Annotated in this window: 25 protein-coding genes and 6 pseudogenes; 15 read left to right on the top strand and 16 right to left on the bottom strand. The window is 51.3% G+C overall.

Features of this window, described 5'->3' with window-relative positions:
- The 3 genes from AC1M2H_RS28515 to AC1M2H_RS28525 form a co-directional block, all read right to left on the bottom strand.
- Entirely contained in the window at nt 1-288 is a 288-nt protein-coding gene (locus tag AC1M2H_RS28515; protein ID WP_016531292.1) for a type II toxin-antitoxin system RelE family toxin, read from the bottom strand.
- Entirely contained in the window at nt 285-536 is a 252-nt protein-coding gene (locus AC1M2H_RS28520; protein WP_023317799.1) for a type II toxin-antitoxin system Phd/YefM family antitoxin, read from the bottom strand. Before AC1M2H_RS28520 ends, AC1M2H_RS28515 begins: the two co-directional genes overlap by 4 nt.
- Nucleotides 537-663: 127 nt before the next feature.
- Nucleotides 664-1,850 (bottom strand): IS3 family transposase gene (locus tag AC1M2H_RS28525; protein WP_480152032.1). Its coding sequence is split into 2 segments (ribosomal slippage): nt 664-1,574 and nt 1,574-1,850, totalling 1,188 coding nucleotides; the frame shifts between segments, so codons are not numbered across the junction.
- 19 nt (nt 1,851-1,869) lie between these two features.
- On the opposite strand from AC1M2H_RS28525, the pseudogene AC1M2H_RS28530 reads away from it, so the two are divergent.
- Nucleotides 1,870-2,127: pseudogene (locus AC1M2H_RS28530) on the top strand (integrase core domain-containing protein); the annotation flags it as partial.
- 19 nt (nt 2,128-2,146) lie between these two features.
- On the opposite strand, the pseudogene AC1M2H_RS28535 reads toward AC1M2H_RS28530, so the two are convergent.
- Nucleotides 2,147-2,491: pseudogene (locus tag AC1M2H_RS28535) on the bottom strand (helix-turn-helix domain-containing protein); the annotation flags it as partial.
- A 762-nt stretch (nt 2,492-3,253) separates the two neighbouring features.
- Between AC1M2H_RS28535 and AC1M2H_RS28540 the strand changes: the two are divergent.
- From AC1M2H_RS28540 to AC1M2H_RS28565, 6 genes are read left to right on the top strand one after another with little or no spacing between them, the layout of a single operon-like run.
- Nucleotides 3,254-3,859: a CDP-alcohol phosphatidyltransferase family protein gene (locus AC1M2H_RS28540; RefSeq protein ID WP_480152287.1), complete on the top strand. Its 606-nt coding sequence runs from the start codon at nt 3,254-3,256 to the stop codon at nt 3,857-3,859.
- Nucleotides 3,856-4,773: a phosphatidate cytidylyltransferase gene (locus tag AC1M2H_RS28545; protein ID WP_480152225.1), complete on the top strand. Its 918-nt coding sequence runs from the start codon at nt 3,856-3,858 to the stop codon at nt 4,771-4,773. Before AC1M2H_RS28540 ends, AC1M2H_RS28545 begins: the two co-directional genes overlap by 4 nt.
- Before the next feature lie 6 nt (nt 4,774-4,779).
- Entirely contained in the window at nt 4,780-5,418 is a 639-nt protein-coding gene (locus tag AC1M2H_RS28550) for a lysophospholipid acyltransferase family protein (RefSeq protein WP_480152288.1), read from the top strand.
- On the top strand, nt 5,411-7,171 hold the full coding sequence (locus AC1M2H_RS28555) for a bifunctional alpha/beta hydrolase/class I SAM-dependent methyltransferase (RefSeq protein ID WP_480152226.1): 1,761 nt from the start codon (nt 5,411-5,413) through the stop codon (nt 7,169-7,171). The genes AC1M2H_RS28550 and AC1M2H_RS28555 overlap by 8 nt, the downstream gene beginning before the upstream one ends.
- Entirely contained in the window at nt 7,168-8,454 is a 1,287-nt protein-coding gene (locus AC1M2H_RS28560; RefSeq protein WP_480152227.1) for a phosphatase PAP2/dual specificity phosphatase family protein, read from the top strand. Before AC1M2H_RS28555 ends, AC1M2H_RS28560 begins: the two co-directional genes overlap by 4 nt.
- The gene (locus AC1M2H_RS28565) at nt 8,430-8,840 is read left to right on the top strand and encodes a hypothetical protein (RefSeq protein WP_480152228.1); all 411 of its coding nucleotides are present in this window, start codon (nt 8,430-8,432) and stop codon (nt 8,838-8,840) included. Before AC1M2H_RS28560 ends, AC1M2H_RS28565 begins: the two co-directional genes overlap by 25 nt.
- Nucleotides 8,841-9,018: 178 nt before the next feature.
- Here AC1M2H_RS28565 and AC1M2H_RS28570 read toward each other — a convergent pair.
- From AC1M2H_RS28570 to AC1M2H_RS28600, 7 genes and pseudogenes are all read right to left on the bottom strand, one after another.
- Nucleotides 9,019-9,120 (bottom strand): annotated as a pseudogene (locus AC1M2H_RS28570) (IS1 family transposase); the annotation flags it as partial.
- 143 nt (nt 9,121-9,263) lie between these two features.
- Entirely contained in the window at nt 9,264-9,947 is a 684-nt protein-coding gene (locus tag AC1M2H_RS28575; RefSeq protein WP_480152289.1) for an IS3 family transposase, read from the bottom strand.
- Nucleotides 9,944-11,536: an IS66 family transposase gene (gene tnpC, locus AC1M2H_RS28580; protein WP_480148418.1), complete on the bottom strand. Its 1,593-nt coding sequence runs from the start codon at nt 11,534-11,536 to the stop codon at nt 9,944-9,946. Before tnpC ends, AC1M2H_RS28575 begins: the two co-directional genes overlap by 4 nt.
- Nucleotides 11,537-11,566: 30 nt before the next feature.
- Nucleotides 11,567-11,917 carry an IS66 family insertion sequence element accessory protein TnpB gene (tnpB, locus tag AC1M2H_RS28585; RefSeq protein ID WP_191939720.1) on the bottom strand — a complete coding sequence of 117 codons (351 nt, stop codon included), beginning with the start codon at nt 11,915-11,917 and terminating at the stop codon, nt 11,567-11,569.
- Nucleotides 11,914-12,327, bottom strand: a complete 414-nt coding sequence (tnpA, locus tag AC1M2H_RS28590; RefSeq protein ID WP_480148419.1) for an IS66-like element accessory protein TnpA — start codon at nt 12,325-12,327, stop codon at nt 11,914-11,916. Before tnpA ends, tnpB begins: the two co-directional genes overlap by 4 nt.
- A gap of 598 nt (nt 12,328-12,925) precedes the next feature.
- A complete protein-coding gene (locus AC1M2H_RS28595; RefSeq protein ID WP_480152229.1) occupies nt 12,926-13,741 on the bottom strand; it encodes a hypothetical protein in 816 nt (271 codons plus the stop codon).
- A 20-nt stretch (nt 13,742-13,761) separates the two neighbouring features.
- Nucleotides 13,762-14,969 (bottom strand): annotated as a pseudogene (locus AC1M2H_RS28600) (IS3 family transposase).
- 185 nt (nt 14,970-15,154) lie between these two features.
- On the opposite strand from AC1M2H_RS28600, the gene AC1M2H_RS28605 reads away from it, so the two are divergent.
- Together AC1M2H_RS28605 and AC1M2H_RS28610 are read left to right on the top strand one after the other, a co-directional pair.
- Nucleotides 15,155-16,177 carry an iron-containing redox enzyme family protein gene (locus AC1M2H_RS28605; RefSeq protein WP_480152230.1) on the top strand — a complete coding sequence of 341 codons (1,023 nt, stop codon included), beginning with the start codon at nt 15,155-15,157 and terminating at the stop codon, nt 16,175-16,177.
- Between the two features lie 59 nt (nt 16,178-16,236).
- Nucleotides 16,237-17,148 (top strand): DMT family transporter, encoded by a 912-nt coding sequence (locus AC1M2H_RS28610; RefSeq protein WP_480152231.1) that lies wholly within the window; start codon nt 16,237-16,239, stop codon nt 17,146-17,148.
- A 342-nt stretch (nt 17,149-17,490) separates the two neighbouring features.
- Here the strand turns inward: AC1M2H_RS28610 and AC1M2H_RS28615 are convergent, their stop codons facing one another.
- The gene (locus tag AC1M2H_RS28615; protein WP_480152232.1) at nt 17,491-17,643 is read right to left on the bottom strand and encodes a hypothetical protein; all 153 of its coding nucleotides are present in this window, start codon (nt 17,641-17,643) and stop codon (nt 17,491-17,493) included.
- Nucleotides 17,640-18,125: pseudogene (locus AC1M2H_RS28620) on the bottom strand (tyrosine-type recombinase/integrase); the annotation flags it as partial. The pseudogene AC1M2H_RS28620 and the gene AC1M2H_RS28615, both read right to left, overlap by 4 nt.
- A 44-nt stretch (nt 18,126-18,169) precedes the next feature.
- On the opposite strand from AC1M2H_RS28620, the gene AC1M2H_RS28625 reads away from it, so the two are divergent.
- Nucleotides 18,170-19,380, top strand: a protein-coding gene (locus tag AC1M2H_RS28625; RefSeq protein WP_480152233.1) for an IS3 family transposase whose coding sequence is annotated in 2 segments (ribosomal slippage) — nt 18,170-18,470 and nt 18,470-19,380 — 1,212 coding nt in all. Because the reading frame shifts where the segments join, the coding sequence is not laid out codon by codon here.
- A 5-nt stretch (nt 19,381-19,385) separates the two neighbouring features.
- Here AC1M2H_RS28625 and AC1M2H_RS28630 read toward each other — a convergent pair.
- Nucleotides 19,386-19,901 carry a tyrosine-type recombinase/integrase gene (locus AC1M2H_RS28630; protein ID WP_480152234.1) on the bottom strand — a complete coding sequence of 172 codons (516 nt, stop codon included), beginning with the start codon at nt 19,899-19,901 and terminating at the stop codon, nt 19,386-19,388.
- 49 nt (nt 19,902-19,950) lie between these two features.
- Between AC1M2H_RS28630 and umuC the strand changes: the two genes are divergently transcribed.
- Entirely contained in the window at nt 19,951-21,111 is a 1,161-nt protein-coding gene (umuC, locus tag AC1M2H_RS28635) for a translesion error-prone DNA polymerase V subunit UmuC (protein WP_480152290.1), read from the top strand.
- Between the two features lie 91 nt (nt 21,112-21,202).
- Here umuC and AC1M2H_RS28640 read toward each other — a convergent pair whose 3' ends face one another.
- Together AC1M2H_RS28640 and AC1M2H_RS28645 are read right to left on the bottom strand one after the other, a co-directional pair.
- Entirely contained in the window at nt 21,203-21,457 is a 255-nt protein-coding gene (locus tag AC1M2H_RS28640) for a molecular chaperone GroEL (RefSeq protein WP_480152291.1), read from the bottom strand.
- A gap of 135 nt (nt 21,458-21,592) precedes the next feature.
- Nucleotides 21,593-22,243, bottom strand: a complete 651-nt coding sequence (locus AC1M2H_RS28645; RefSeq protein ID WP_480152235.1) for a ParA family protein — start codon at nt 22,241-22,243, stop codon at nt 21,593-21,595.
- A gap of 535 nt (nt 22,244-22,778) precedes the next feature.
- On the opposite strand from AC1M2H_RS28645, the pseudogene AC1M2H_RS28650 reads away from it, so the two are divergent.
- The 4 genes and pseudogenes from AC1M2H_RS28650 to AC1M2H_RS28665 form a co-directional block, all read left to right on the top strand.
- Nucleotides 22,779-22,928, top strand: a pseudogene (locus tag AC1M2H_RS28650) (recombinase family protein); the annotation flags it as partial.
- Nucleotides 22,929-22,996: 68 nt separating this feature from the next.
- Nucleotides 22,997-24,183 (top strand): IS3 family transposase gene (locus tag AC1M2H_RS28655; RefSeq protein WP_480151852.1). Its coding sequence is split into 2 segments (ribosomal slippage): nt 22,997-23,273 and nt 23,273-24,183, totalling 1,188 coding nucleotides; the frame shifts between segments, so codons are not numbered across the junction.
- Between the two features lie 51 nt (nt 24,184-24,234).
- A complete protein-coding gene (locus AC1M2H_RS28660) occupies nt 24,235-25,068 on the top strand; it encodes a PA3715 family protein (protein ID WP_480152236.1) in 834 nt (277 codons plus the stop codon).
- A gap of 378 nt (nt 25,069-25,446) precedes the next feature.
- Entirely contained in the window at nt 25,447-26,025 is a 579-nt protein-coding gene (locus AC1M2H_RS28665; protein WP_480152237.1) for a recombinase family protein, read from the top strand.
- Nucleotides 26,026-26,065 lie beyond the last annotated feature (40 nt).

Below are 26,065 nucleotides of genomic sequence, written 5' to 3' on the forward strand. Positions count from 1 at the left end.
TTATTTCATACGTTCACTCGCCAGTGTATAAACGTCACTTCGCTCCCGTTTGCCTACAGCCACAATAGCAATTATAAGTTGATTATCTATGACCTGATAGACGAGGCGAAAACCAGATGCTCGCAGTTTTATTTTATAGCAATCCTTTATACCACGTAGTTTTGCTGAAGGAATGTGTGGGTTTTCACAGCACTTTTTAAGTTTCTTTGCAAACTGCTGCTGAATAGTCTTATCCAGCTTGTTCCATTCTTTTAGCGCATCTTCCCTGAATTTGACGGTATATGTCATAGGTACTTATCCAGGTCCACATCAAACAGCGGTTGATTACTGCGTTCTGCAACCAGTTTAATGAGTTCCTGATCATCCAGCGCATCAAGCATCTTTTCGTAGAGTTCCGCAGGCACGCAATAGAAAGCTGGCTGGTTCCGGTTAAGAATCGCTACTGGGAACCCGTCACCTGCGCTGACAGTGGCCATCGGGTTTTTTTTCAATTCACTGACGCTGGCAGTCGTGTCACTCAGAATGATATGTGGCATTGTTAAACCTCTTAAGACCTGTTAAACAGTCTAAATATTAGTCTTTTTAAGACCTGTTAACAAGTCTTTTTGGCGCCATGATATGAATGTTTAGTTCAGAACCGGGCTACAGGTAATTCTGATCTGGTCAAGTTAAACAGGACACTTTTTTCTCAGCCATCTGTTCATATCGCTCTGGCGATAAATACCCATTCGAAGCATGGTTTCTGTCAAGATTGTAATAACGCATATAGTCTGCAACATCACGTTTCATACCTGCCCGCGTCTGCTGCGGGATCAACAGCACCCATTCATGTTTCAAACTGCCCCAAAAACGCTCCATTACCGCGTTATCCCAGCAGGCGCCAACATCTCCCATGCTGCTTCTGAGTCCGTAACTGGTTAACTGCGTTTGGAAGCGCTTGCTGGTATACTGCGCTCCACGATCGGTATGGACGACCAGCCCTGTCGGTGGATTGCGCAGGTTGTAAGCCTGCATGAGAGCCCGGCAAACCAGCGACGATGTCATTCTCTTGTCAATGTGCCAACCGACGATCCGGCGGGAATATAAATCCATGATCGCAGCCAGGTACAACCAGCCTTCACCCGTTTTCAGATACGTAATATCACTCACCCATATCTGGTCCGGTCCGGGAGGATTGAAGTTCTGATTCAACAGATTTGGTGCAAAATCAGCCCCTTTCTTCGGTTTCGTTGTGACCTTCCAGGCACGGCGTTGCCGGCAGAGAAGTCCCTCTTCGCTCATGATTTTTCTAACGCGCCAACGACTTATGGTGACGCCTTCTTCACGGAGCTTTTTAACCAGCGTTCGGCTCCCGGCACTTTCCCGACTGGCAGAGAATAACGCCTTGAGCATCACCCTGACTGCGGTATCTTTCGGCGGGCAGGCTATCGGCTTTTTTCGCCAGGCATACCATGCGGACGGGCTAATGCGCATCACGCGACAAAGCGTCCGTAGCCTGTAATTACCTGCGTTATCGAGGATAAACTGGTATCTCACGACATGTGCTTCGCAAAGAAGGCGCTCGCCTTTTTTAATATTTCCTTCTCAATGCGTAACTCTTTGTTTTCTAGACGTAGCCTTCGGAGTTCAGCTTGTTCATCTTCACTAAGCGGACTTTCATGGCGCTGGCGCGCGGCGGCGACCCAACTGCGCAATGTTTTGGCGCTGATCCCCAAAGAAGTTGCGGCACGCGCAATGGAGTAATTTTGCGTCAGCACCAGGGCCACCGTTTCCTTCTTAAATTCTGGCGTAAACTTTCGCTTCTGATTCACTAAACACCTCCATTTTGGATGTAAGTTTAGTGTCCTGATTATTCGACCACAGCACTGCCGGATAAAGCAGAGCATGAGTCGTCGGGGTAACTGCTGGGATAATGCGCCAATGGAGCGGTTCTTCCGAAGCCTGAAGACAGAATGGGTGCCGACGAAGGGCTACAACAACTTCAACGAGGCTCAAAGCGCGATAATCTGCTATATCACGGGCTATTACAGCGCCGTACGGCCTCACTGGTACAACGGCGGCTTGACGCCAAATGAATCGGAGCGACTGTACTACATACAGTCTAATGCGGTGGCCAGTATTAGTTGACCACAACAACGATACGGGTCAGTAACTCCGTGCTCCAGCGAGAGCGCAGCCAGCCGAAATCCTTCGAAGAACGTTGAACCAGCAAGGGAAGTATGCGCTGGATATCGTCGACCGGCCAGCAAGGTGCACGGCCGGGCCTGAGACTCCTGAGTCCTTCAACACCCTGTAAAGTAAACCAGTTTACCCATCTTCCGACGGATGAACGTGCAGCGCAGAGCAGCCTGGCAACTTCGGTGACGGTCATTCCCCGATGCAACATCAGCATGGCAATGAGTCGTCTGGCATAATTTTTATCACGGGTTTGTTGGGCTTCTTTGCACATCAGTTGTCGTTCTTCATCAGGGATTGCTGCTATGATCGGCATCGCTCAGTCCGGTTAGTGATTTGGGATGTCTGGCGATTGATCAGATCGCTCAACCCGGACTGAGTTCCCTTCAAGTGATCTACTATTTTGCGAAGCTATTTAGATTTCCCGCATTCAGGCACTATACTCAAAAAACTTCAAGGTGCAGGATGATGTGGTCGATGTATGTTTTGATACCTCTGCCAAAGCAGTTGCATTCTGATGCAACGCAATCTGCAACTTGAAGTATCACGGGTATATACTGACGAGCAGAAAACGGATGATTTGGGTTAAGTTGTGATTGTTGTATGATGCCAGTGAGTATAACCGCTTATATATTGAGGTATTAATGATGGCAAGGGCGTTGACCTGCCTTAGTGATAAAACAAGTTACGGCGAAATTATTTCAGCGACTGCGTCCTGGTTCGAAGGAAGTAAATCAATACCCTGGACCGGCGATAAGGCATCATGCTGCAAATGTAACGTATATTTTGAAATCCTTGCCTTGGCACAGGACTGAGGCAGAAGGAGGCAAAGCGTATGCTGCCACAGGTGACAGAGTGCTGTACCGTTCCAGAACACGATGTTTACGGTTCAGCCACGCAGTCTACCAGCACAGGTACTGGCTCCCTGACCTCCCGCAATACCAGTCAGTCGCCTTTAGCGGCGCAGCAGGCACAGGACTCCGGCGCCTGTAACTGTATTCGCTTTCAGTGTGTCAGTGACAGAACCCAATAGAAGGTCAGGCTCAAATCCGTTAAATATTCTTATCAAGGAGTGATGATGACCCTTTACCAGATAAAGCCCGCGTTTCAGGCACTGTTAAGACCGCTGATGTTCTGGCTGAACAGGCGCGGCGTCACCGCTAATCACGTTACACTGTCCGCGATGGTGCTTTCCCTTATCACGGGCGCGGCGCTCATCATTCATCCTCAGCCCGGATTATTCGTCCTTCTGCCCGTGGTGTTGTTTATACGGATGGCGCTCAATGCGCTGGATGGCATGCTGGCGCGTGAATGCAACCAGACATCGCGAATGGGGGCCATCCTCAATGAGACGGGGGATGTGATTTCCGACATCGCGCTTTATCTGCCCTTTATGCTGCTCCCGCAAAGCAGTGTACCGCTAGTGTTGAGCATGGTGTTTTGTGCGCTGATGACCGAGTTTTGTGGCGTGCTGGCACAAACCATTAACGGCGTGCGCAGCTATGCCGGTCCGCTGGGCAAAAGCGACAGGGCGCTGGTCTTTGGTGCGTGGGGGCTGGCGCTGTCGGTCTGCCCGCGGCTTGTCGCCTGGAATAATGCTGTATGGGGTGTGGCAACACTGTTGTTGTTATGGACGGTTGTTAACCGTTGTCGCAGGGCATTGAGTGAGGAGGGAGTGAAATGACGCTACTTGAAAAATCACTGGCCGCTATTTTTGCCCTGCTGCTGATTGCCACTGTGATCAACGGGTTGCTGGTGTGGCTGCATCCGGCTAAAGACTGGCGCGAACTGACATTACGTATTCGCACCTGGTGGGTGATCATCGTCCTGTTTTCTCTGGCGTTACTCAGCCCGAACTGGCTGGCACTGACGTTCTTTGCGCTGGTCAGCTTTATGGCGTTAAAAGAGTTTCTGACGCTGGTGCCTTCCCGCCAGTCCGACCGCATGCCGCTGTTGTGGATGTTTATTGCTATTCCCCTTAATTACTGGCTGATAGGTATCGGCTGGTACGGCATGTTTGTGGTGTTTATCCCTATTTATGTGTTCCTGTTTTTACCGGCACGGATGGTGATTGTGGGGGATACACAGGGCTTTTTGCGTACCGCTTCCCAGCTGCACTGGAGTCTGATGACCACCGTGTTTGCTTTCAGTCATGTCGCGTTTTTACTGGTGTTACCGACGGATGGAATGCAAACCGGTGCGCTGTTGGTGCTGTTTTTGGTCGGCCTGACCGAATTTAACGACATTGCGCAATACCTGTGGGGCAAGTCGCTCGGTCGCATCAAAGTGATACCGAAGGTCAGCCCGAACAAAACCCTGGCGGGACTGCTGGGTGGGGTAGCGACAACGGCGCTGGCGGCGACAATATTGGGGCCACTGCTTACGCCGTTAAGTTGGCCGATTGCGCTGTTGTCCGGGGGCATTATCGGCGTTACGGGGTTTTGTGGCGACGTGGTGATGTCGGCGATCAAACGTGATATCGGCGTCAAAGACAGCGGTACGCTGCTGCCCGGCCACGGTGGCATTCTTGATCGGCTGGACTCGTTGATTTTTACCGCGCCGGTCTTCTTCCATTTTGTTCGCTATTTCTGCTACTAACCTATGATGACACGACTGCTCCGTACCTTGTTTACGCTGTGTATCGTCTGGCCGGTCATCTGGCTGTGGCTTGGGCTGCGCGTCCGCCACCGCGAGCGCCTGCCGAAGGATGGTCCTTCGATAATCGTGGCAAATCACAACAGCCATATGGATGTGTTCGCCCTTCTTTCGCTCTTCCCGGTGCGTTACCAGGCTTCTATTCATCCGGTTGCCGCCGCCGATTATTTTCTGCGTGATAAACGCATGGCCTGGTTTGCGCTGAATATCCTTAACATCATTCCGATTTCAAGAAAGGGCGGTGACGCCGATCCGCTGGCGCAATGTGAACAGGCGCTGCGTGAAGGTAAAACACTGATCCTGTTTCCGGAAGGGACGCGCGGTGAGCCCGGCGTCCTTGCACCATTGAAGTCCGGAGTGTGGCATTTGAATCAGCGTATGCCGGAGGTGCCCATTATCCCCGTTGGGTTGCGCGGTACGGAGCGTGTGATGGCGAAAGGTAGTCGTATCCCTTTGCCGCTGTTTATTGATGTCAATATTGGCGATGCGCTGAGTACGCATCCGGAGAAGAAAACGTTTATGGACGACCTGGAGCAAAGACTGACGGCGCTTTTACAACCCACGCAAGGAAATCATCCCCATGACTAACTCCCGCATACCCGACGAACGGCATTTTTTGACCAGTGATAATACAGAACTTTTTTATCGCCACTGGCCTGCACCAGAAGCCAGCTCAACGCCAAAAGTGATGGTTCTGTTTCATCGTGGGCATGAGCACTCCGGGCGTTTGCAACACATTGTTGATGAACTGGCGATGCCGGATACCGCGTTTTATGCCTGGGATGCCCGAGGTCATGGTCGCTCACCGGGTCAGCGCGGTTCCAGTCCTTCGCTTGCTCGTTCGGTGCTGGATGTCGACGAGTTTGTGCGTTTCGCCGCCGCTGATAGCCAGGCCGGGATGACGGATCTAGTCGTCGTGGCGCAAAGCGTCGGGGCGGTTCTGGCGGCAATCTGGGTGCATGATTATGCCCCGGACATTCGTGGCCTGGTGCTGGCGTCACCTGCGTTTAAGGTTAAATTGTATGTACCGTTTGCCCGCCAGGGGCTGGGGTTGATGTACCATCTGCGTGGCCTTTTCTTCGTTAACTCGTATGTGAAAGGCAAGTATCTGACGCACGACCCCGAGCGGGTGGTGAGCTTCAAGAAGGATCCGTTGATTACCCGGCCGATTGCGGTGAATATTCTGCTCGAACTCTACAAAATGGCTGAACGGATCGTCAGCGATGCCAGCGCCATTACGCTACCTGTGCAGTTGTTGGTTTCCGGAGAAGATTACGTCGTACACCGCCAGCCGCAGATTGATTTTTACCAGCGCCTGCGTAATCCGCAGAAAGAGCTGCATGTGCTGCCGGGTTTTTTTCATGACACCTTAGGCGAAAAAGAGCGGCTCATAGCATTCGATAAGATGCGCTGTTTTATTGATACCTTGTATGCCCGGCCCGTGCAGCGTTTTGATTACAGCCACGAAGATCGCTGGAGCCCCGGCGCCGATACCTGGCGCATGTTGAACGGCGGCCCTGCGCCGTATTCGCTGGATGATCTGTCTCACCGCAGTTTGCGCTACGCGATGAAATTGCTAGGCACGCAGTCCATGGGGGTGCGTCTGGGATTTGAGACCGGTTTCGATTCCGGCAGTACCCTGGACTACGTTTATCGCAATCAGCCTCAGGGCAGCAGCGCCTTGGGGCGTCTCATTGATAAAAACTACCTGAATAGCGTAGGCTGGAAGGGGATCCGCCAGCGTAAAATTCATCTGCAGATGTTAATTCAACTGGCTGCTGCACGGTTAACAGAGCAGGGCAACGCGGTACGGGTCGTGGATATCGCCGCCGGACACGGACGCTATGTGCTTGATGCCCTGGAAGGCGAAGCGGCAGTGAGCGAGATCCTTCTGCGCGATTACAGCGAATTAAACGTGGCGAAAGGTCAGGAGATGATTGCTTCTCGCGGTATGACGGGCCGTGCGCGATTTGAGCAGGGTGATGCCTTTAATCGCGATGAGCTGGCGGCTCTGGAACCGCGTCCGACGCTGGGGATCGTGTCCGGTCTGTATGAACTGTTCCCGGAAAACGGGCCGGTACGAGATTCGCTTGCCGGGCTGGCTGAGGCGATTGAACCGGGAGGTATCCTGATTTACACCGGTCAGCCCTGGCACCCGCAGTTAAAAACCATCGCCTGGTCGCTAACCAGCCATAAAGATGGCAAAGCTTGGGTCATGCGCGTACGTACTCAGGGTGAGATGGACGCGCTGGTCCGTGACGCCGGTTTTGATAAGTGCGCGCAGCTGATTGATGAAATGGGCATCTTCACTGTCTCCATGGCGGTACGACGTCAACCATGACAACACGGCATGCGGTGATTATTCAGGGTATTAGCTGGCTTTTCATGCTGGCCCCGTTTTTCTTCCTCACTTATGGCATGGCGAATCAATTTACCGCCGGGCGAGAAAACATTGGCAGCCTGGTGTTTAGCTGGGAGCAGCGGATCCCATTTATACCGCTGACGATTATTCCCTACTGGAGCCTGGATCTGCTTTACGGCTTATCGCTGTTTATCTGCTCTTCACTGAATGAGCAGCGGCGTCTGGTCTGTCGGCTGGTGTTGGCTTCTCTTATTGCTTGCGCCGGTTTTTTACTGTTTCCGCTGCGTTTTACCTTTATCCGTCCGGAAATGACCGGTCTGGCAAGTTGGTTGTTCGGGCAACTCGAACAATTTGATTTGCCGTACAACCAGTCGCCGTCCCTGCACATTATTTTATGCTGGCTGCTGTGGCGGCATTTTCATCGCCATTTTTCTGGTTTCTGGCAGAAACTGAGCACTGGCTGGTTCCTGGTTATCGCAGCGTCGGTTTTGACCACCTGGCAGCATCATGTTATCGATGTTATGACGGGGTTGGCTGTAGGGTTGGTTATCGACTGGTTAATCCCCCAAACCGGAACGTGGCGCTGGCGAATGGCCTACGGTAAGCGGCGCAAACTCGCCGGATACTATTGCTGCGGTGCGTTAATGTGCCTGGCCGGCACGTTCCTGACCTCATGGTTCTGGTGGCCCGCTCTGGCGTTGACCCTTGTCGCACTGGCTTATGGTGCGGCTGGCGTCGACGCATTGCAGAAAGATGAGCAGGGGCGGTTAACACCGGCGGCATGGCTGCTGTTGCTACCCTGGCGAGCCGGGATGTGGCTTTCAATGCGCCTGTACACTCGCCATCTCCCTGCGGTTAGCATCCTGATGGAGGGGGTGTATTTAGGTGCCTACCCGAGAGGGCGACTCGAACAGCGTGCGGTACTGGATCTGACCAGTGAATTCTCACGTTCATCGGTGGTCGATAATGTTGCATATCGATGTGTGCCGATGTTGGATTTGGTAGATCCAGATGACAGCGCTCTGCAGCGGGCGGTTTGCGAGCTGGAACAATTGCGCACCACGCAGGGAAGTGTTTTGCTTCATTGCGCGCTAGGGCTTTCCCGCAGCGCGCTGGTTGCCGCCGCCTGGTTAGTGCAGCGTGACCCGGACTTGACTGTAGCCCAGGCGATTGCCATTGTACGTGCAGCGCGCCCGGCGGTGGTTTTTACTGCGGAACATACCAAGCAGCTGAATAAATGGAAAACGAAACGGACAGCATAATCGACGGTGAACATTTGCAGATGAGCCTGTTGCTACGCACTCTGAGCAGTTGGCGGTTTCTGCTGCTCTTTACTTTCCCGCCGATAACTTGGGTGTTATTTGCCGCCTCACCTGGTGCTATCCGCGCTGCAGTAGCACTATTGTGCGCCATCGTCTGGTTTGGCTGCTGGCGACTGTGGTTGGATGGACGCTATTTCGCACTGATATCTGTGGACAACAATACCCAAGCGGGGGATGCACTGAATTTTATCTGGCAACGGGAAAGATTAAAGCAATTGAGTCTGGTAGAACGCCAGCATAGGGCGATAAAACAACTTCGGCGAATGCTAATTGTGGCGACAATAACGTGGGGAGTATGGCTTGTTGCGCTAGGGTTTGTTGCTTGATGGTTAGGAATCTATGGTCACTCCCGTTTTTGCAATACCGATACTGAAAATATTGTTGGCTTGCATGAATCTATCCGGCGTCTGAATGGGTTGTGTATGCCCGCGCCCCGATGAGTTCCGCGCCTGACGAACCTTATAAATTGAGCGACCTTAATCAGCCATTCGGTAATGTCTCCAATTAGTAGAGCATGTATTTCTCGATGAATGAGCCGATGACTTTTTCGTGCAATTCGATGGAACGTGAAAAACATATTGTTTTGCGTGCCAGCCGCTTGATGGTTAGGAATCTATGGTCACTCCCGTTTTTGCAACACTGATGCTGAAGATATTGTGGCTTGCATGAATCTATCCGGCGTCTGAATGGGCTGTTCACCCGCGCCTCGATGAGTTCCGCGTCTGACGAACCTTATAAATTTGATCTGGTCAAGTTAAACAGGACACTTTTTTCTCAGCCATCTGTTCATATCGCTCTGGCGATAAATACCCATTCGAAGCATGGTTTCTGTCAAGATTGTAATAACGCATATAGTCTGCAACATCACGTTTCATACCTGCCCGCGTCTGCTGCGGGATCAACAGCACCCATTCATGTTTCAAACTGCCCCAAAAACGCTCCATTACCGCGTTATCCCAGCAGGCGCCAACATCTCCCATGCTGCTTCTGAGTCCGTAACTGGTTAACTGCGTTTGGAAGCGCTTGCTGGTATACTGCGCTCCACGATCGGTATGGACGACCAGCCCTGTCGGTGGATTGCGCAGGTTGTAAGCCTGCATGAGAGCCCGGCAAACCAGCGACGATGTCATTCTCTTGTCAATGTGCCAACCGACGATCCGGCGGGAATATAAATCCATGATCGCAGCCAGGTACAACCAGCCTTCACCCGTTTTCAGATACGTAATATCACTCACCCATATCTGGTCCGGTCCGGGAGGATTGAAGTTCTGATTCAACAGATTTGGTGCAAAATCAGCCCCTTTCTTCGGTTTCGTTGTGACCTTCCAGGCACGGCGTTGCCGGCAGAGAAGTCCCTCTTCGCTCATGATTTTTCTAACGCGCCAACGACTTATGGTGAGTAAGCGTTCAGCGAGTGCCGTATTGACGGCTATTTATTGGTGAGATCCACGTTCCAGGGCAGAAGTTCAGCCACTTTGTTGCTGGGCCACTCCGGCAGAACGCTCAGGATATGGCGTAGGTAAGCCTCCGGGTCGATGCCATTCAGCCTGCACGTACCGATCAGACCGTACAGCAGGGCTCCACGCTCACCACCGTGATCGCTCCCGAAGAAGATATAATTTTTCTTGCCAAGGCAGACAGCTCGCAGCGCGCGTTCTGCCACGTTGTTATCAGGCTCTGCCAGGCCATCATCGCAGTAGTAGCACAGCGCATCCCACTGGTTCAGGGCATATGCGAACGCCTCCCCCAGCCGGGATTTTTTCGACAGCGTTGCGCTTTTCTCCTCCAACCACACATGCAGGGATGCCAGCAGCGGCTTACTCCGGGACTGCCTGGCTGCCAGCCGCTCAGTTGCCGGGAGGCCGCGTATTTCCTCTTCTACCGCGTACAGTTCACCGATACGTTTCAGGGCTTCCTCTGCTGTGACCGTCTGAGTACTTATATAGACGTCGTGGATTTTTCGGCGCGCGTGAGCCCAGCAGGCTGCTTCTGTTAGCGGGCCGCCGTCACGCTCTGCACTGAACAACCTGTCGTAACCAGCGAAGGCATCGGCCTGCAGAACGCCATGGTAATGGCGAAGATGTTGTTGAGGATGTTTCCCCTGCCGATCCGGCGAGAAGGCGAACCACGCTGCGGGCGGGTCTGACGACCCCGCGTTCCGGTCATTGCGAACGTACGTCCAGATGCGCCCGGTTTTCGTCTTCTTTCTGCCCGGTGCCAGTACCGGCACCGGAGTGTCATCCGTATGCAGTTTGCGGCAGTCCATCACGTAGCGGTAAAGAGCCTCATCCAGCGGGACCATCAACCGGCAACAGGCATCCACCCAGTTGGAGAGCAGAGCCCGGCTCAGATCCACGCCCTGACGGGCAAAGATTTCGCACTGGCGATATAGCGGCAGGTGTTCACAGTATTTGGCCGTTAACACCCGGGCCAGCAGACCCGGACCGGCGATACCCCGATCGATAGGGCGTGATGGCGCAGGCGCTTCAACGATGCAGTCGCATCGGGTGCAGGCCTTTTTCACCCTGACCGTGCGGATCACTTTCAGAGCGCTGGAGACCAGCTCCAGTTGCTCTGCGCTGACTTCTCTGAGGTATGCCATATCGCTGCCGCAGTCCGGACAGCAGGTTTCGGCGGGCTCCAGCCTGTTTATTTCGCGTGGAAGATGGTCAGGCAGAGGACGGCGATGGCGCGACTGTCGAAGCTGACGCGGAACCTGCTGATCGTTATCCCGGCCGTTGTAACGATCGCTTTGCTGCTCCTGCTGTTTCAGCAGGGCTTCGGCGTCTTCAACCTGTCGGCGAAGTTTTTCGGAGCGGGTACCGAACAGCATCCGCCGTAGTTTTTCTATCTGTGCCCGCAGATGCTCTATTTCGCGCTCTTCGTTCTCTATTTTCTCTTCTGCGCGGGCCAGCGCAGAACGCAGGAACGACTCAGTCTCTGCAACGAGGCTGAGCCGACTGTCTTTCTGGCGAAGCGCGTCTTCCAGCGCGGCGATACGGGCGATATAGTCCTGACTCATGACCTCATTTATAATGCGGTCATGCTCTTTTTACAACATTGTCAGTGAGTTAAGTCGGGCTGTTTTTGGCTGACGCCAGTCCAGCTTATCGAGGAGCATGGCGAGTTGTGAGCGGGTGATGGCGATTTTACCCTCGCGTACAGCAGGCCAGATGAACTGGCCTTCCTCCAGCCGTTTGGTAAACAGGCACAGACCGTCAGCATCAGCCCAGAGGATCTTCACGGTGTCACCTTTGCGGCCACGGAAGATAAACAGGTGCCCGGAGAACGGATTTTCATCAAGTGCATGCTGTACCAGCTCGCCCAGTCCATTGAACGATTTACGCATATCCGTGACGCCAGCAACCAGCCAGATACGGGTGCCTGACGGGAGGGATATCATTGGCTTCTCCCGGTCAGCTCGCGGAGCAGCACGGCCAGCAACTCCGGTGACGGGTTCTCAAGCGTCATTTTGCCGTGGCGGAACTCGACGCAACAGGAGGAGGCGTTCAGCGCTGAGAACTGAGCTGGCTCAGTGTTCATCCTGCCAGATGGAGTCGGATCAGGTACAACCTCAACAGGTAGTATCGTTGGTAGTGATGAAGTCACTACGGTAGCCGGAAGGCGGCGCGATATGCGGCCTTCATTCTGCCAGAGCCGCAGCCATTTGAAGATGACGTTATCATTAACGCCGTTTTCACGGGCAATCTGAGCAACGCAGGCGCCGGGACGGGAAGCCAGTTCAACCATACGGAGCTTGAAGTCATTCGAATAATTCTTGCGGGGTTCTTTTCGCCAGTATTGGGATTCCATACTTAGATGTCCGTCTGTAACAAGTGGGCGTCTAAGTTACCAGTACTGGTTTAATGGCTACATACGGCACTGGGTTTACGCTTACTCACCAACTCCTTTTTATCTGGGATTGGTATGCATTCCACGCTCTTCGAAAGAAATATAGTCAGCAGTTTATCTGCATGCCCTGAGTATTCGTTAGCGAACGTGGAGCACTTACTGGCTCGAAAGCAAAGCGGCAATCATCAAATTACATGATTCTGGCACAATATTCGTAACCAGTAAGCGCATACCCTGAATCACTTAAAAGTGTAACTCTCAGGGTGCGAATGACTATATCTGGCACATAGCAGACCGTACAGCTGAGAACTCAGGGTCATGACTGCCCAGTCTTTACTCTGAGTATGGTTTGCCGGGTAGTACGCCCGGAGAGACCAGAACAGCAGGGAAGGGGACCGGCCCCGTGATACTGGCCCTGCTTTGAGGAGTCCGGTTGCGGTCTGCGGCAGTTCCCGGTTCAGCGCCGGTGGTCGGACAAATCGATTACCTTCCGCTCCGGCCCAATCACTCCAGTCCGGTGAATCCGGCGCTGTTGTGTCTTATGGCATTCGGCTGGTAGTTATTGTTCAAATACGTCCGTGTCTGGAAATGGAGCGACAGATAAGGATGGTTTCTTCAGCGCACATTGCGGGGAAGGCGCATTTTTGCATGCACGTCTGTAGATTGATGTAGGTATCTCTATATCCTTCGTCAGCTGGCAGGATGCTGATTGTTCCGGTGTTGAACATTTTGTATTAAATCCCATAAGACTGGCTTGAATCCATTGAGATACAAGGGGGTAGTACTTATCTGCGGCTGACTGATTGACGGTGTAAAAAATAGCCCTGGGAGGAGAGGAGTATGCAGACTTTTCATCAAGTAACTGATTATATTCTTGTATGTTTTTAACCTTGGCACCGCTTTGCCATGAATAAATCCGGGGTATGTTGTCAGCAAGACCAGCCATCACAATGGTACCGGAATTGTTGAAGACCACCACGGATTGAAAAAAAGCCTGTCCCTCCTGCCAGCCCCATGCGATTATCCCACCATCAGGCAACAATGTGAATCTTGGCGGATCCTGTTCAAAGCCGGAGATTATACGACTGACTGCCTTTGTCGAACTGCCCGTTTCAGGGTCCTGCAGAACGGAACTGTCGCCAGAGAAAAATAAGTGCAGCTCATTGATTATCTTCTGCTGATTGATTTTTTTTAGTGTGTGTGATTTTGGGTTCATGTGAACGTTATCAGTCACTGTCGATGACTGTCTTGCTTCTGATGCACTGGAGCACGCCATAAAAGCGATTGTTATTACTAAATGAGTAATAATACCGGGATATGTTTTTTTTGACATAACAGTGGCCTCGTGAAATTTGTTATGATCTTGACCCGCCATCTCCGGACAGCTTTTGTATCTTAAGTTAACGATGCCCGCTGCCGCCGGTACTCTCTCGGAGAGTGATATCCCAGCGCACTGTGCGGGTGATTTTCATTCTAGTGATTGAACGCCGCTGCAAGGTTCTGTAGCGCTGTTCCCACATCTGGTTTTGGCATGAACGCGATGTAATCTTCCTTCATCGTTTTCACGAACCGTTCGGCCATGCCGTTACTTTGTGGGCTGCTCACCGCTGTTGTACACGGCTCCAGATTCAGTTCTCGCGCGAACTTCTTCGTTTCATGCGCGGTGTACGCTGAACCGTTATCTGTCAGCCACTGCACTGGTTTACCCGGCAGCGTGCTACCGAAGCGCCTTTCCACTGACCTCAGCATCACATCCTGTACCGTTGAACTGTCGTAGCCTCCCGTGCTCGCTGCCCAGTCTATGGCCTCCCGGTCGCAACAGTCCAGTGCGAACGTCACCCGAAGCTTCTCGCCGTTGTCACAACCGAACTCGAAGCCGTCTGAACACCAGCGCATATCGCTTTCCGCTACCGCGATTTTGCCTTTATGCTCCCGCTTCGGACGCTCTGGTTTATCACGCAACAACAGCAGGTTATGCTCGCTCATTATCCTGTAAAGCCGTTTGGCGTTCACCGGTGGAAGTCCCTCTACACGGCGTTGCTTACGCAGGATACCCCACACCCGCCGGTAACCGTAGCTGGGCATGTCGCTGATGATGCCGAGGATCTCCGACAGTATCTCTGCATCAGCTTCGTCATTACGCCGGTTGCTGCGCCTGTCCTGCCAGTCGGCAGAGCGGCTCACCCGCAGTGATAACTGCGCACGCGACACGCTCATGGTGCGACTAACCAGAGCTATTCCCCGTCCTTTGGCAACAAGGGCGCGTGCGCTATCCATTTTCGCGACTGGCCGTACTCCACCGCTTCTTTGAGGATCTCAACTTCCATCGTCTTCTTACCCAGGAGACGCTGTAGTTCCCGGACCTGTTTGAGTGCAGTCGCCAGCTCCGAAGCCGGAACCACTTCCTCTCCGGCCGCAACGGCGGTGAGGCTACCTTCCTGATATTGCTTCTTCCATTTAAACAGCAGACTGGGCTGAATACCGTGCAGACGAGCAACGTGGGAGACATTCATACCCGGCTCCATTGTTTGCTGGATGATGGCAATTTTCTCTTGCGGAGTCTTACGCTTACGGGCTTCTTGCCCTAACAGGATCCCGGTCATCTCAAAATTAACATGGTTGTTAGACATATATTTAAGCCTATCTCTTATCTGGAGATACAGCTACTGTCCGGTGTTTCAGGGGGCTACATCAGTAAAAAATATGCTTTGTTAATGTGATCTGGATCACTTAACTACTTAGGGAATAACCACAAAATAATTGTGGTCTATCAATAAGGGGAATTAGCATGTTTAATCTTCAGAGAATCGAACCCGCTTTTACTGATGATGCATATGGTTTTACCCAATCTTTGCTCGCCTACATTAATGGAGACAGCAGTGTCATCACTGAGAAGGAAAAACTCGGTGTTATACTTGAGCATGCATACGATCGCCACTCTGCGAGCGATCAGAAAATTATTCAACATGCTCTTTTTCTTATTTATCAAAGCGTACTTGCTTACCCATTATCAACGCCAGCTGCCAGGCAATATGATACTGATATTCTTGAAATTAAAAATGCCATTGAACAAAAATGGCTCGAGAGTGAATTTGCTGGTCTGGTGATCCCACCAGAAGTCGACATCGCGGAACATTATGGAGATTATTTAAAATCAGTCTGGCACGCGCATAATGCATCTCATCACCCGGTTTTTGAATTTCTGGGAAAAGATGCCTCGACGAAACAACTCTATTACTTCTTTAAAAGCGACAGTGCATTAAATTTGATTTTTTTTGACCTCGTCGCCTACACATTGATTGGTTCCCAACCCGAAACTAGGGGAACCATCAGTGAAAACCTCTGGGATGAAATCGGCCATGGGGATAAGGTATTTACCCATGTCAATCTCTATAAGGATGTTCTTGCCCGACAGAATATTGCATTGCCAGGAAACCACTATATAGATATGTACGGTGTTGAAGCACTGGCAGGCCACAACGCATTCATGATTGGCTCCGTCAACCGCCAACATTACTACAAATTACTGGGCGTCATGGCAATGACGGAAGTACTTGACCCCCCGCAATACGAAAAGCTGGTGAAAGGGTGTATCCGTCTTGGGCTTATTGATAGGGATGTAAAATATTATACCGAGCACATCACTATTGATATCAAACACGGTGATGACTGGCTTTATAATGTTATCGATGTCATTGCTAAAAAATATCCGGAAACACGCAAAGAATTTTATATTGGTAGTTTGCTCAGGTTACGCACAGCAGAGCGCTATTATGATCAACTGATGCATAAGTTGAATTCGATAGTCTGAAAAGACTGCTCCCGGTTCATACTTTCAGGGACAGTCTTTGTGAAAAAAAGAGGTGATACTTGGCGTATTTACTACTGACTCTGGCTGCCATTTTCTGGGGAGGAAATTATGTCGTCGGGCACATTCTGGTTCAGCATGTTGATCCTTACGGACTTAGCCTGATACGTTGGGCCGGAACGACACTCCTGATGCTCGCGTTTTACTGGAAGACCTTTTCCCGTGATTTTTCCACATTAAGACAGAACCTCGGCATCAATACCCTACTCTCATTTCTTGGTCAGGTCAGTTTTCCCTTAAGTCTTTATATCGGATTGCAGTACACCACCTCACTCAACGCCGCCATTTATATTTCTGGCACTCCCTGTATGGTGCTCTTAATCAATTACTTTATTTTCCATGAGCGGATCTCAGCCCGGAATGTTGCCGGTGTAATTGCCAGTACGGCGGGCGTAATCTACCTTGCATTTTCCAGTGCCAACGGTAACGGCAGTATGAAAGCATTTGGCTGGGGGGATGTACTGACGATTATTTCCGCCCTGAGCTGGGCGTTTTACTGCGCTTTTTTGAGGCTCAAAAATACATCGGTGAAAAATACGTCTTTTGTCGCTTTCAGTTCACTGACTGGTACTCTCATCCTGATCCCTATGTTCTGTCTGCACGCCGCACTGTCGCCCGGTTATCATGGCATCATTTATACTGCCAGCCCTTCAGTGATTACCGGTATCCTTTACCTGATCATCTTTCCGTCGTGGTTATCCTATGTTTTCTGGAGCAAAGGGGTTTCACTGATCGGTACAACACGCAGCGAAATTTATACTCATCTGATACCGGTTTCCGGTGGGCTCATGGGGATCCTCTTTCTTGGCAACACGCTCAGGACATACCACATCATCACATTGATACTGATCGTCTTCGGTATTGTATGTTGTTCTGGCAAAAAAATGGCAATCGCAAGCCGCCAGCCCGATTAAGTATCGCGTCGCGACGTTTAGCTCTTAGGCAGAGTGCGTATGGTTGAGTGATTTCTGAATGCAGCAGCTATGGTGGCTGCATCAAGTCGTGCATCCTGCACCTTGGCGTTTATTGGGTCTAAATGTCGCATTTAGTAGCTTCGCTCTCACTGAACCTATTACGATTGTATTGGTGAGTATTGACCATAAGGTAGGTGGAGTATTGCCAGTAATAACGTGAAATCGTAAATCCTCGTTCAGTTGTTCCCACTGATCCTACCTGTAGAACGAAATTGACCGCCCCCTTGAACGATACAGACCCGTTCGCACTAACCGTTTCAATACAAAAAACTTCACTTTTCCTTAGCGGGTGTTATTGCAGAAATGACCAAGGAACCCCAGTATATCCATCGCCTCAAGCTCGCCTGATAAAAATTCAGGACTGGTGTCCCACAGGCGGTCAGGAAGGATGAGCGCCTCTGCCGGACAGGGCGCTGTCTGTTCAGAACGCATCATGGTGAGAGTTCCCGGTATTGCAGCGCCGTGAGCCGGGCAGCATGCAGTGAGGCCACCGTACAGCTGAATCGGTGACTCAGGTCGCGGGCGCTGAGATGAATATACAGCAGCGTTGACTGGATACGGCGGTGACCGGCAAACGCGGCAATCTCATGGATATCCCAGCAGGCGCGGGCCAGTTCCGTCAGGCAGAGATGCCGGAAGGTGTGGGTGCTGATGAGTGGCTGACCGGCCTCAAGGGCCAAGCGGCGCACCACCTTTGACCATGTCCAGCCGCTGACGGGTTCCGCCCGGTTACGCGGTGAGTGCGACAGAAAAAGCGGACCGCTGGATGCACTGAGCTGACGCCGCTCAGCCAGCCAGGCCGCATAGAGCTCACCGGTCACCGGCGAATAAGGCACCACCCGGCCACAGCGGTTCTTGGTGTTTTCAGCACGCACAGTGAGCAGCCGCCGGGCCGGATCGATATCGCCGGTAGCAACCTTCGCTGTGGTCGAATAATCAGGACACTAAACTTACATCCAAAATGGAGGTGTGCTGTGGTCGAATAATCAGGACACTAAACTTACATCCAAAATGGAGGTGTTTAGTGAATCAGAAGCGAAAATTTACGCCAGAATTTAAGAAGGAAACGGTGGCCCTGGTGCTGACGCAAAATTACTCCATTGCGCGTGCCGCAACTTCTTTGGGGATCAGCGCCAAAACATTGCGCAGTTGGGTCGCCGCCGCGCGCCAGCGCCATGAAAGTCCGCTTAGTGAAGATGAACAAGCTGAACTCCGAAGGCTACGTCTAGAAAACAAAGAGTTACGCATTGAGAAGGAAATATTAAAAAAGGCGAGCGCCTTCTTTGCGAAGCACATGTCGTGAGATACCAGTTTATCCTCGATAACGCAGGTAATTACAGGCTACGGACGCTTTGTCGCGTGATGCGCATTAGCCCGTCCGCATGGTATGCCTGGCGAAAAAAGCCGATAGCCTGCCCGTCGAAAGATACCGCAGTCAGGGTGATGCTCAAGGCGTTATTCTCTGCCAGTCGGGAAAGTGCCGGGAGCCGAACGCTGGTTAAAAAGCTCCGTGAAGAAGGCGTCACCATAAGTCGTTGGCGCGTTAGAAAAATCATGAGCGAAGAGGGACTTCTCTGCCGGCAACGCCGTGCCTGGAAGGTCACAACGAAACCGAAGAAAGGGGCTGATTTTGCACCAAATCTGTTGAATCAGAACTTCAATCCTCCCGGACCGGACCAGATATGGGTGAGTGATATTACGTATCTGAAAACGGGTGAAGGCTGGTTGTACCTGGCTGCGATCATGGATTTATATTCCCGCCGGATCGTCGGTTGGCACATTGACAAGAGAATGACATCGTCGCTGGTTTGCCGGGCTCTCATGCAGGCTTACAACCTGCGCAATCCACCGACAGGACTGGTCGTCCATACCGATCGTGGAGCGCAGTATACCAGCAAGCGCTTCCAAACGCTGTTAACCAGTTACGGACTCAGAAGCAGCATGGGAGATGTTGGCGCCTGCTGGGATAACGCGGTAATGGAGCGTTTTTGGGGCAGTTTGAAACATGAATGGATGCTGTTGATCCCGCAGCAGACGCGGGCAGGTATGAAACGTGATGTTGCAGACTATATGCGTTATTACAATCTTGACAGAAACCATGCTTCGAATGGGTATTTATCGCCAGAGCGATATGAACAGATGGCTGAGAAAAAAGTGTCCTGTTTAACTTGACCAGATCACTTACAGAGTTCTTCCCTGCGCAGCGCGCAGTCGTAAGCCAGTGCCAGCATAAAGCGGGTACGGATGTCAGCCTGGCCCGCCACCCTCAGAAAACGCAGCCAGTCTTCATCATCGGGGATCCACGGCATCCTCCGCTGCACCGGCACGATGCCCGGTATTCCCCTTCCGCTGCTTTTCCAGACACCCCGCCTGACGGGATTCTTCTCCCGCACTCCCTCCTCGCACAGCCAGTCACAGTAAAGCCGCACCACCGTCAGCCGGTGGCGGATAGTGGCAGCTGCCAGCTGGCGACCGGTATGCAGGCTGCGGACATAGAGTGCGACCGTATCACGTCCGGCGACAGCAGCCGTCAGTGCAACAGAGTGGCAGAATGCGAGCCAGTCATTGACGGCACGGGCATAGGCATCGATGGTGTTTGGAGCACGTAGCAGGTCCTCCTGCAGGCACATCCACCGGCAAGCTGAAGGATCGGCCGCCAGGAAAGGCAGCGCATCCAGCAGTTTCTTCTGCACAGCTTCCCCCCCTTTTCGATACCAGAATATGTTGTATGAAATATAGTCAATTCCAAATAACATAGAGTCAAAAATGCTGAAAATCCCGATGGGCGCCCCCTGGTTTAAGGTGAAGGCGCTGGCGGAAAAGCACAACGTGGCGGTGTTCTCCAGCAATTATTCGCTGTACCACAGTATGTCAGAACGTGTGATGCGCTGTCTTGAGGACCTGTCACCACGCGTGGAGCAGTACAGTATTGATGAGATGTTCCTCGACGTCGCCGGTATCGACAACTGCATCGCCTTTGAGGATTTCGGTCGTCAGCTGCGTGAGCATGTTCTCCGCCATACCGCGCTGACCATCGGCGTCGGGATGGGCCCCACGAAAACACTGGCAAAATCGGCTCAGTGGGCGTCAAAAGAATGGCCGCAATTTGGCGGCGTACTGGCATTAACGGCAGGAAATCCCCGCCGGACGGAAAAACTGCTCTCGCTGCAACCGGTGGAGGAAATCTGGGGCGTCGGACGCCGCATCGGGAAGAAACTCAACACAATGGGTATCACCACAGCGCTGCAGCTGGCGCGCGCGAATACGGCCTTTATCAGAAAAAACTTTAACGTGGTGCTGGAGAGAACGGTCCGGGAGCTGAACGGAGAGCCCTGTATTTCGCTGGAAGAAGCCCCTCCCCCAAAACAGCAGATTGTCTGCAGCCGGAGTTTTGGTGAACGCATCACGGAATATGACGCGATGCGCCAGGCGGTCTGCCAGTACGCGGAGCGGGCGGCTGAAAAGCTGCGCGGTGAGCGGCAGTTCTGCAGGCATATCGCCGTCTTTGTGAAAACGTCACCGTTCGCTGTGAGCGAACCGTATTATGGAAATCTGGCCAGCGAGAAGCGGCAGACCCCCACGCAGGACACCCGTGACATTATTGCCGCAGCCGCCAGGGCACTGGACCGGATTTGGGTGGATGGCCACCGTTATGCAAAAGCGGGTTGCATGCTCAATGATTTCACGCCAACAGGGGTTTCGCAGCTTAACCTGTTCGATGATATTCAGCCCCGAAGCAACAGCAGCCAGCTGATGAAGGTTCTCGACGGTATTAACCACTCAGGGCTGGGGAAAGTGTGGTTTGCGGGACGAGGCATAGCCCCGGACTGGCAGATGAAGAGGGAAATGCTATCGCCGTCATACACTACCAGCTGGAAAGACCTACCTACAGCTCGACTGTAAATCTTTTGAATACCTTAAGAATGCATAACACACCCCCAACATGCACACATCGAGTATACAAAAGACATTCAATGGATATACGAATTATTTATTATAACGCGCCGTCACGCTCTAGTTTTTCACGTATTGCTTCGAGTATATACGCGCTGAAATCCAGGGAAGTTTTGCTGCTCGATTTTAGACGAGCATGCGCATCAAAGTACGTTACCGGAACAGCACGTAAGTTCTTTGCCTTTTTTAAATCAGCATTAACTGCCGCAGGTGAAGCCAGGGCCTCACTCGCCCCCCCCTGTTGGGCATCTGCTTCAGATTGAGCCCCCGTAGTTTTTAGCCGAGCTGATCCCATCAGACTCTGTAGTTTTTTAGTCTGAGTAGCAAGATTAACCTTGGAAGACACTGTAGACTCCTTATACATACAAAAAACACACTAAGTATACCTGTAGTAATCACAATGAGTATACATCAGATACTCTTTAGACATTTATTTATCATTTTTTCCTACAATCAGCCGATTAATTTCCTGCACCATTGCAATGATTTCTTTACCACCTGCGGTACTTCTTCCATGAAGAGACTCAGTAATTCCCACCCCACTTTCCAGCGACTCTTCAAACTCTGTCCGATAAGAAAGTCTACTTTGCATCAGTCTAAGGTGCTTCAATGATGGGAAGATAGCCTCAAGTTTTGGGAATTTTTTCTTATTCGGGTTCACCTTGCACAGGAAAACATGGGCGATGATGTCTGTACCCATTATTTCGCTAATTTCATCCAGTAGCTGATCGAAGTGCATCAATCCTATGCGTTCAGTCAAGGAGTCTTTCGCCGGCACCAGAACACAGTCAGAAAAAGCAACTGCTGTACGAGTCAGGTCAGAATCGAATCCCCCGCAATCAATGAAAAGAATATCGGCGCTTTCTTTATAAACCGTCATTAAGTCAAGTAGTTCTTCAGCAGAAGACGGAACCCGAACAGGAATGTGTTTTTCTTCCGGGCGAAGCCCGAGAATTAACGACAGTCCAGTCAATAGGTCAAGATCGACTGACTCAGCCGGATTAATCTCCCCTATCAAATTAGCTGAAGATGTTGTCTTTCCTGTACCGCCTTTGGGATGAGCCACACTAATCACAGTCACCGCATGCTCCTTGTGTTCATAATGGATACCTAATGTATATACAATAAATACTCAAAGAACATACTTAGTGCATACAATTGAGTTTATACCAGCTGTAAAGCAGGAATCAACAAAAAACACAACGTATATACATTAAATACCCAAAGTGTATACTTAAACATCTAATAAAGGTCTATAAAAAACTTAAGACATTCATGGTGAGGAGACCGGTATCCACCCGCAGCCAGGCAACATCCGCCAGAACAGGCAGCACGGCAGCACGGCAGGATTGGGGTATCTGGTATCCGTAAAACCATTTTTATGGTCTTTATTTTTATAAAACGCTTTTCCAAATCGCTATACAAAACCGAGAGTCTGCTCAGAACTTGCTTCTAAGCAAGGGAGGGGTTGAACAAGCCAGGCGGGCGCGTCAGTCGGTCACATTTGGGTATACTTCATGTATACCACCCATAAACAGGACTTCACATATTATTGTGACCACATAAGTGATACCATGAATACCAATACCACTTAAACGTTACCACAAGGCAAAAAAATGTTCGTTTTCGGTTATCTTCGGACATCGACATCAGAGCAGGATGCTGGTCGTGCAAAAAATACACTGAAAGCATTTTCAAATCAGTATCGCCACCATATTACTGGCTGGTATATTGATAATGTCTCTGGCACGACAATTCACATCCCCCCGGAATAACCGTCCAGGTTCGCCAGAATACACAAACAAAGCCAAAAACAACCTGCTGTGGTCGAATAATCAGGACACTAAACTTACATCCAAAATGGAGGTGTTTAGTGAATCAGAAGCGAAAGTTTACGCCAGAATTTAAGAAGGAAACGGTGGCCCTGGTGCTGACGCAAAATTACTCCATTGCGCGTGCCGCAACTTCTTTGGGGATCAGCGCCAAAACATTGCGCAGTTGGGTCGCCGCCGCGCGCCAGCGCCATGAAAGTCCGCTTAGTGAAGATGAACAAGCTGAACTCCGAAGGCTACGTCTAGAAAACAAAGAGTTACGCATTGAGAAGGAAATATTAAAAAAGGCGAGCGCCTTCTTTGCGAAGCACATGTCGTGAGATACCAGTTTATCCTCGATAACGCAGGTAATTACAGGCTACGGACGCTTTGTCGCGTGATGCGCATTAGCCCGTCCGCATGGTATGCCTGGCGAAAAAAGCCGATAGCCTGCCCGTCGAAAGATACCGCAGTCAGGGTGATGCTCAAGGCGTTATTCTCTGCCAGTCGGGAAAGTGCCGGGAGCCGAACGCTGGTTAAAAAGCTCCGTGAAGAAGGCGTCACCATAAGTCGTTGGCGCGTTAGAAAAATCATGAGCGAAGAGGGACTTCTCTGCCGGCAACGCCGTGCCTGGAAGGTCACAACGAAACCGAAGAAAGGGGCTGATTTTGCACCAAATCTGTTGAATCAGAACTTCAATCCTCCCGGACCGGACCAGATATGGGTGAGTGATATTACGTATCTGAAAACGGGTGAAGGCTGGTTGTACCTGGCTGCGATCATGGATTTATATTCCCGCCGGATCGTCGGTTGGCACATTGACAAGAGAATGACATCGTCGCTGGTTTGCCGGGCTCTCATGCAGGCTTACAACCTGCGCAATCCACCGACAGGGCTGGTCGTCCATACCGATCGTGGAGCGCAGTATACCAGCAAGCGCTTCCAAACGCAGTTAACCAGTTACGGACTCAGAAGCAGCATGGGAGATGTTGGCGCCTGCTGGGATAACGCGGTAATGGAGCGTTTTTGGGGCAGTTTGAAACATGAATGGGTGCTGTTGATCCCGCAGCAGACGCGGGCAGGTATGAAACGTGATGTTGCAGACTATATGCGTTATTACAATCTTGACAGAAACCATGCTTCGAATGGGTATTTATCGCCAGTGCGATATGAACAGATGGCTGAGAAAAAAGTGTCCTGTTTAACTTGACCAGATCAACCCTCAGATTTCTTGATCTGCATCTTTAATGAAAAGGAATATATGCCTTTGATAATCCGCATTAGCTTATCAGTACTTGCCGCCGCACTCCTTTTCATAGAGCCTGTCCATGCCTCTAATCATGATAACGACTGTGGATCAGGAGCAGAGCAAATATTGAAAGCACTGTATCCCCGAGCTGAAAAAACGGGATCTAATTATACCGTTGGTAGCGCGTCTGTAACGATTTCCGCTAACCACCATCTTGGCGACCCCTATACGATGATCTGCCGACAATGGCCGGCTTATCCCAGGTTTCTGCTTGTCGCTTTGCCGTTACTGAAAGAACAAGGCGAAGGCCGCGCGGTTGGCGATATCGAAGTCGCAGTGCTGAACCATGACAACTTTAAGCCTGTCGCGCGCCTCCGTCTCGTGAACATACTTGATGAGGACGCCTTTAGTCTGAACCAGCTTGATTTGGACACAGCAGCTTATCGGTTGTTTGATGATCGCCTGGCCTTTGGTCTTCGTATGTCGAGAAAGGGCTCGTCCAGCGTAAACCCTTTTGAACAGACAAGCCTATGGTTGTTTGATATGAACGGCTCTTCACTTCATCCTGTGCTTAAAAGTCTGGAGGTTGCCAGGTATGGAGGTGAGACGGACGGCAACTGCAATGGGCATTTCGAAGACATAGGCCGCACACTCGTCATTGACAAGGAAAAAAATAATGGGGCTGCCAACATCATGGTCACGACCCGAACGAAAAAAACTGGGGCTTTTACAAACAAGGAGGGTCAGTGCGACTCAATTGATAATGGTAAAGATATCAGCCGTAGTCTCCTGCGATATGACGGTCATCGTTATATCGTTCCCGGGGGAATGCAGTCAATAAGGTAATCTGTCTGTCAGAGCAGACTGGTAAACGATTTGGCCGCCTCCGGCGCTGAACCGGGAACAGCAGCAGACAGTAGCCGGACGCCTCAAAGCGGGGCCAGTATCAGCACTGTTGCCCGCTAATCCGTCATCTCACGGTAAACCATTATGCGCCTGTGTGATGGCACAGTACGCCCGGAGAGACCAGAACAGCAGGGAAGGGGACCGGCCCCGTTACAGCCCCTGAAGCTGTCAGCTTGATGATGTTCAATGATACCTCACAGAATATGTCCGAAATCGGTCGGTTTCGTACACCAGTCTGACAATGTGTCCGAAAGTCAGTAAAATTAATTTCGTACATACCTTATAATTCGGACATCCATTTCGTACGGAAAGTTTCCTATGTCACGTGTTTTTGCTTACTGTCGGGTCTCCACTCTGGAGCAAACAACTGAGAACCAGCGCAGAGAAATCGAAACCGCCGGTTTTGCTGTCAGACCCCAGCGAATAATTGAGGAACACATCAGTGGGTCAGTCGCGGCCAGCGAAAGACCGGGATTTATCAGGCTTCTTGACCGCATGGAAAATGGTGATGTACTGATTGTCACCAAACTTGACCGCCTTGGCCGCAATGCGATGGATATAAGAAAAACCGTCGAACAACTTGCAGTGTCTGACATTCGGGTACATTGCCTGACGCTGGGTGGCGTGGACCTGACCAGTCCGGCAGGGAAAATGACAATGCAGGTGATTTCAGCCGTGGCTGAGTTTGAGCGGGATTTGCTGCTAGAGCGTACGCACTCTGGTATTGCGCGGGCAAAAGCATCCGGAAAGCGGTTTGGACGTCCTTCAGTGCTGAATGAAGAGCAGAAAACTACGGTGATTGCAGGGATTAACGCCGGGATCAGTATCAGCGCCATTGCCCGGGAATTTAATACTACCCGGCAAACCATACTCAGAGTAAAGACTGGGCAGTCATGACCCTGAGTTCTCAGCTGTACGGTCTGCTATGTGCCAAGAG

The organism is Klebsiella sp. F11 (assembly GCF_056712265.1).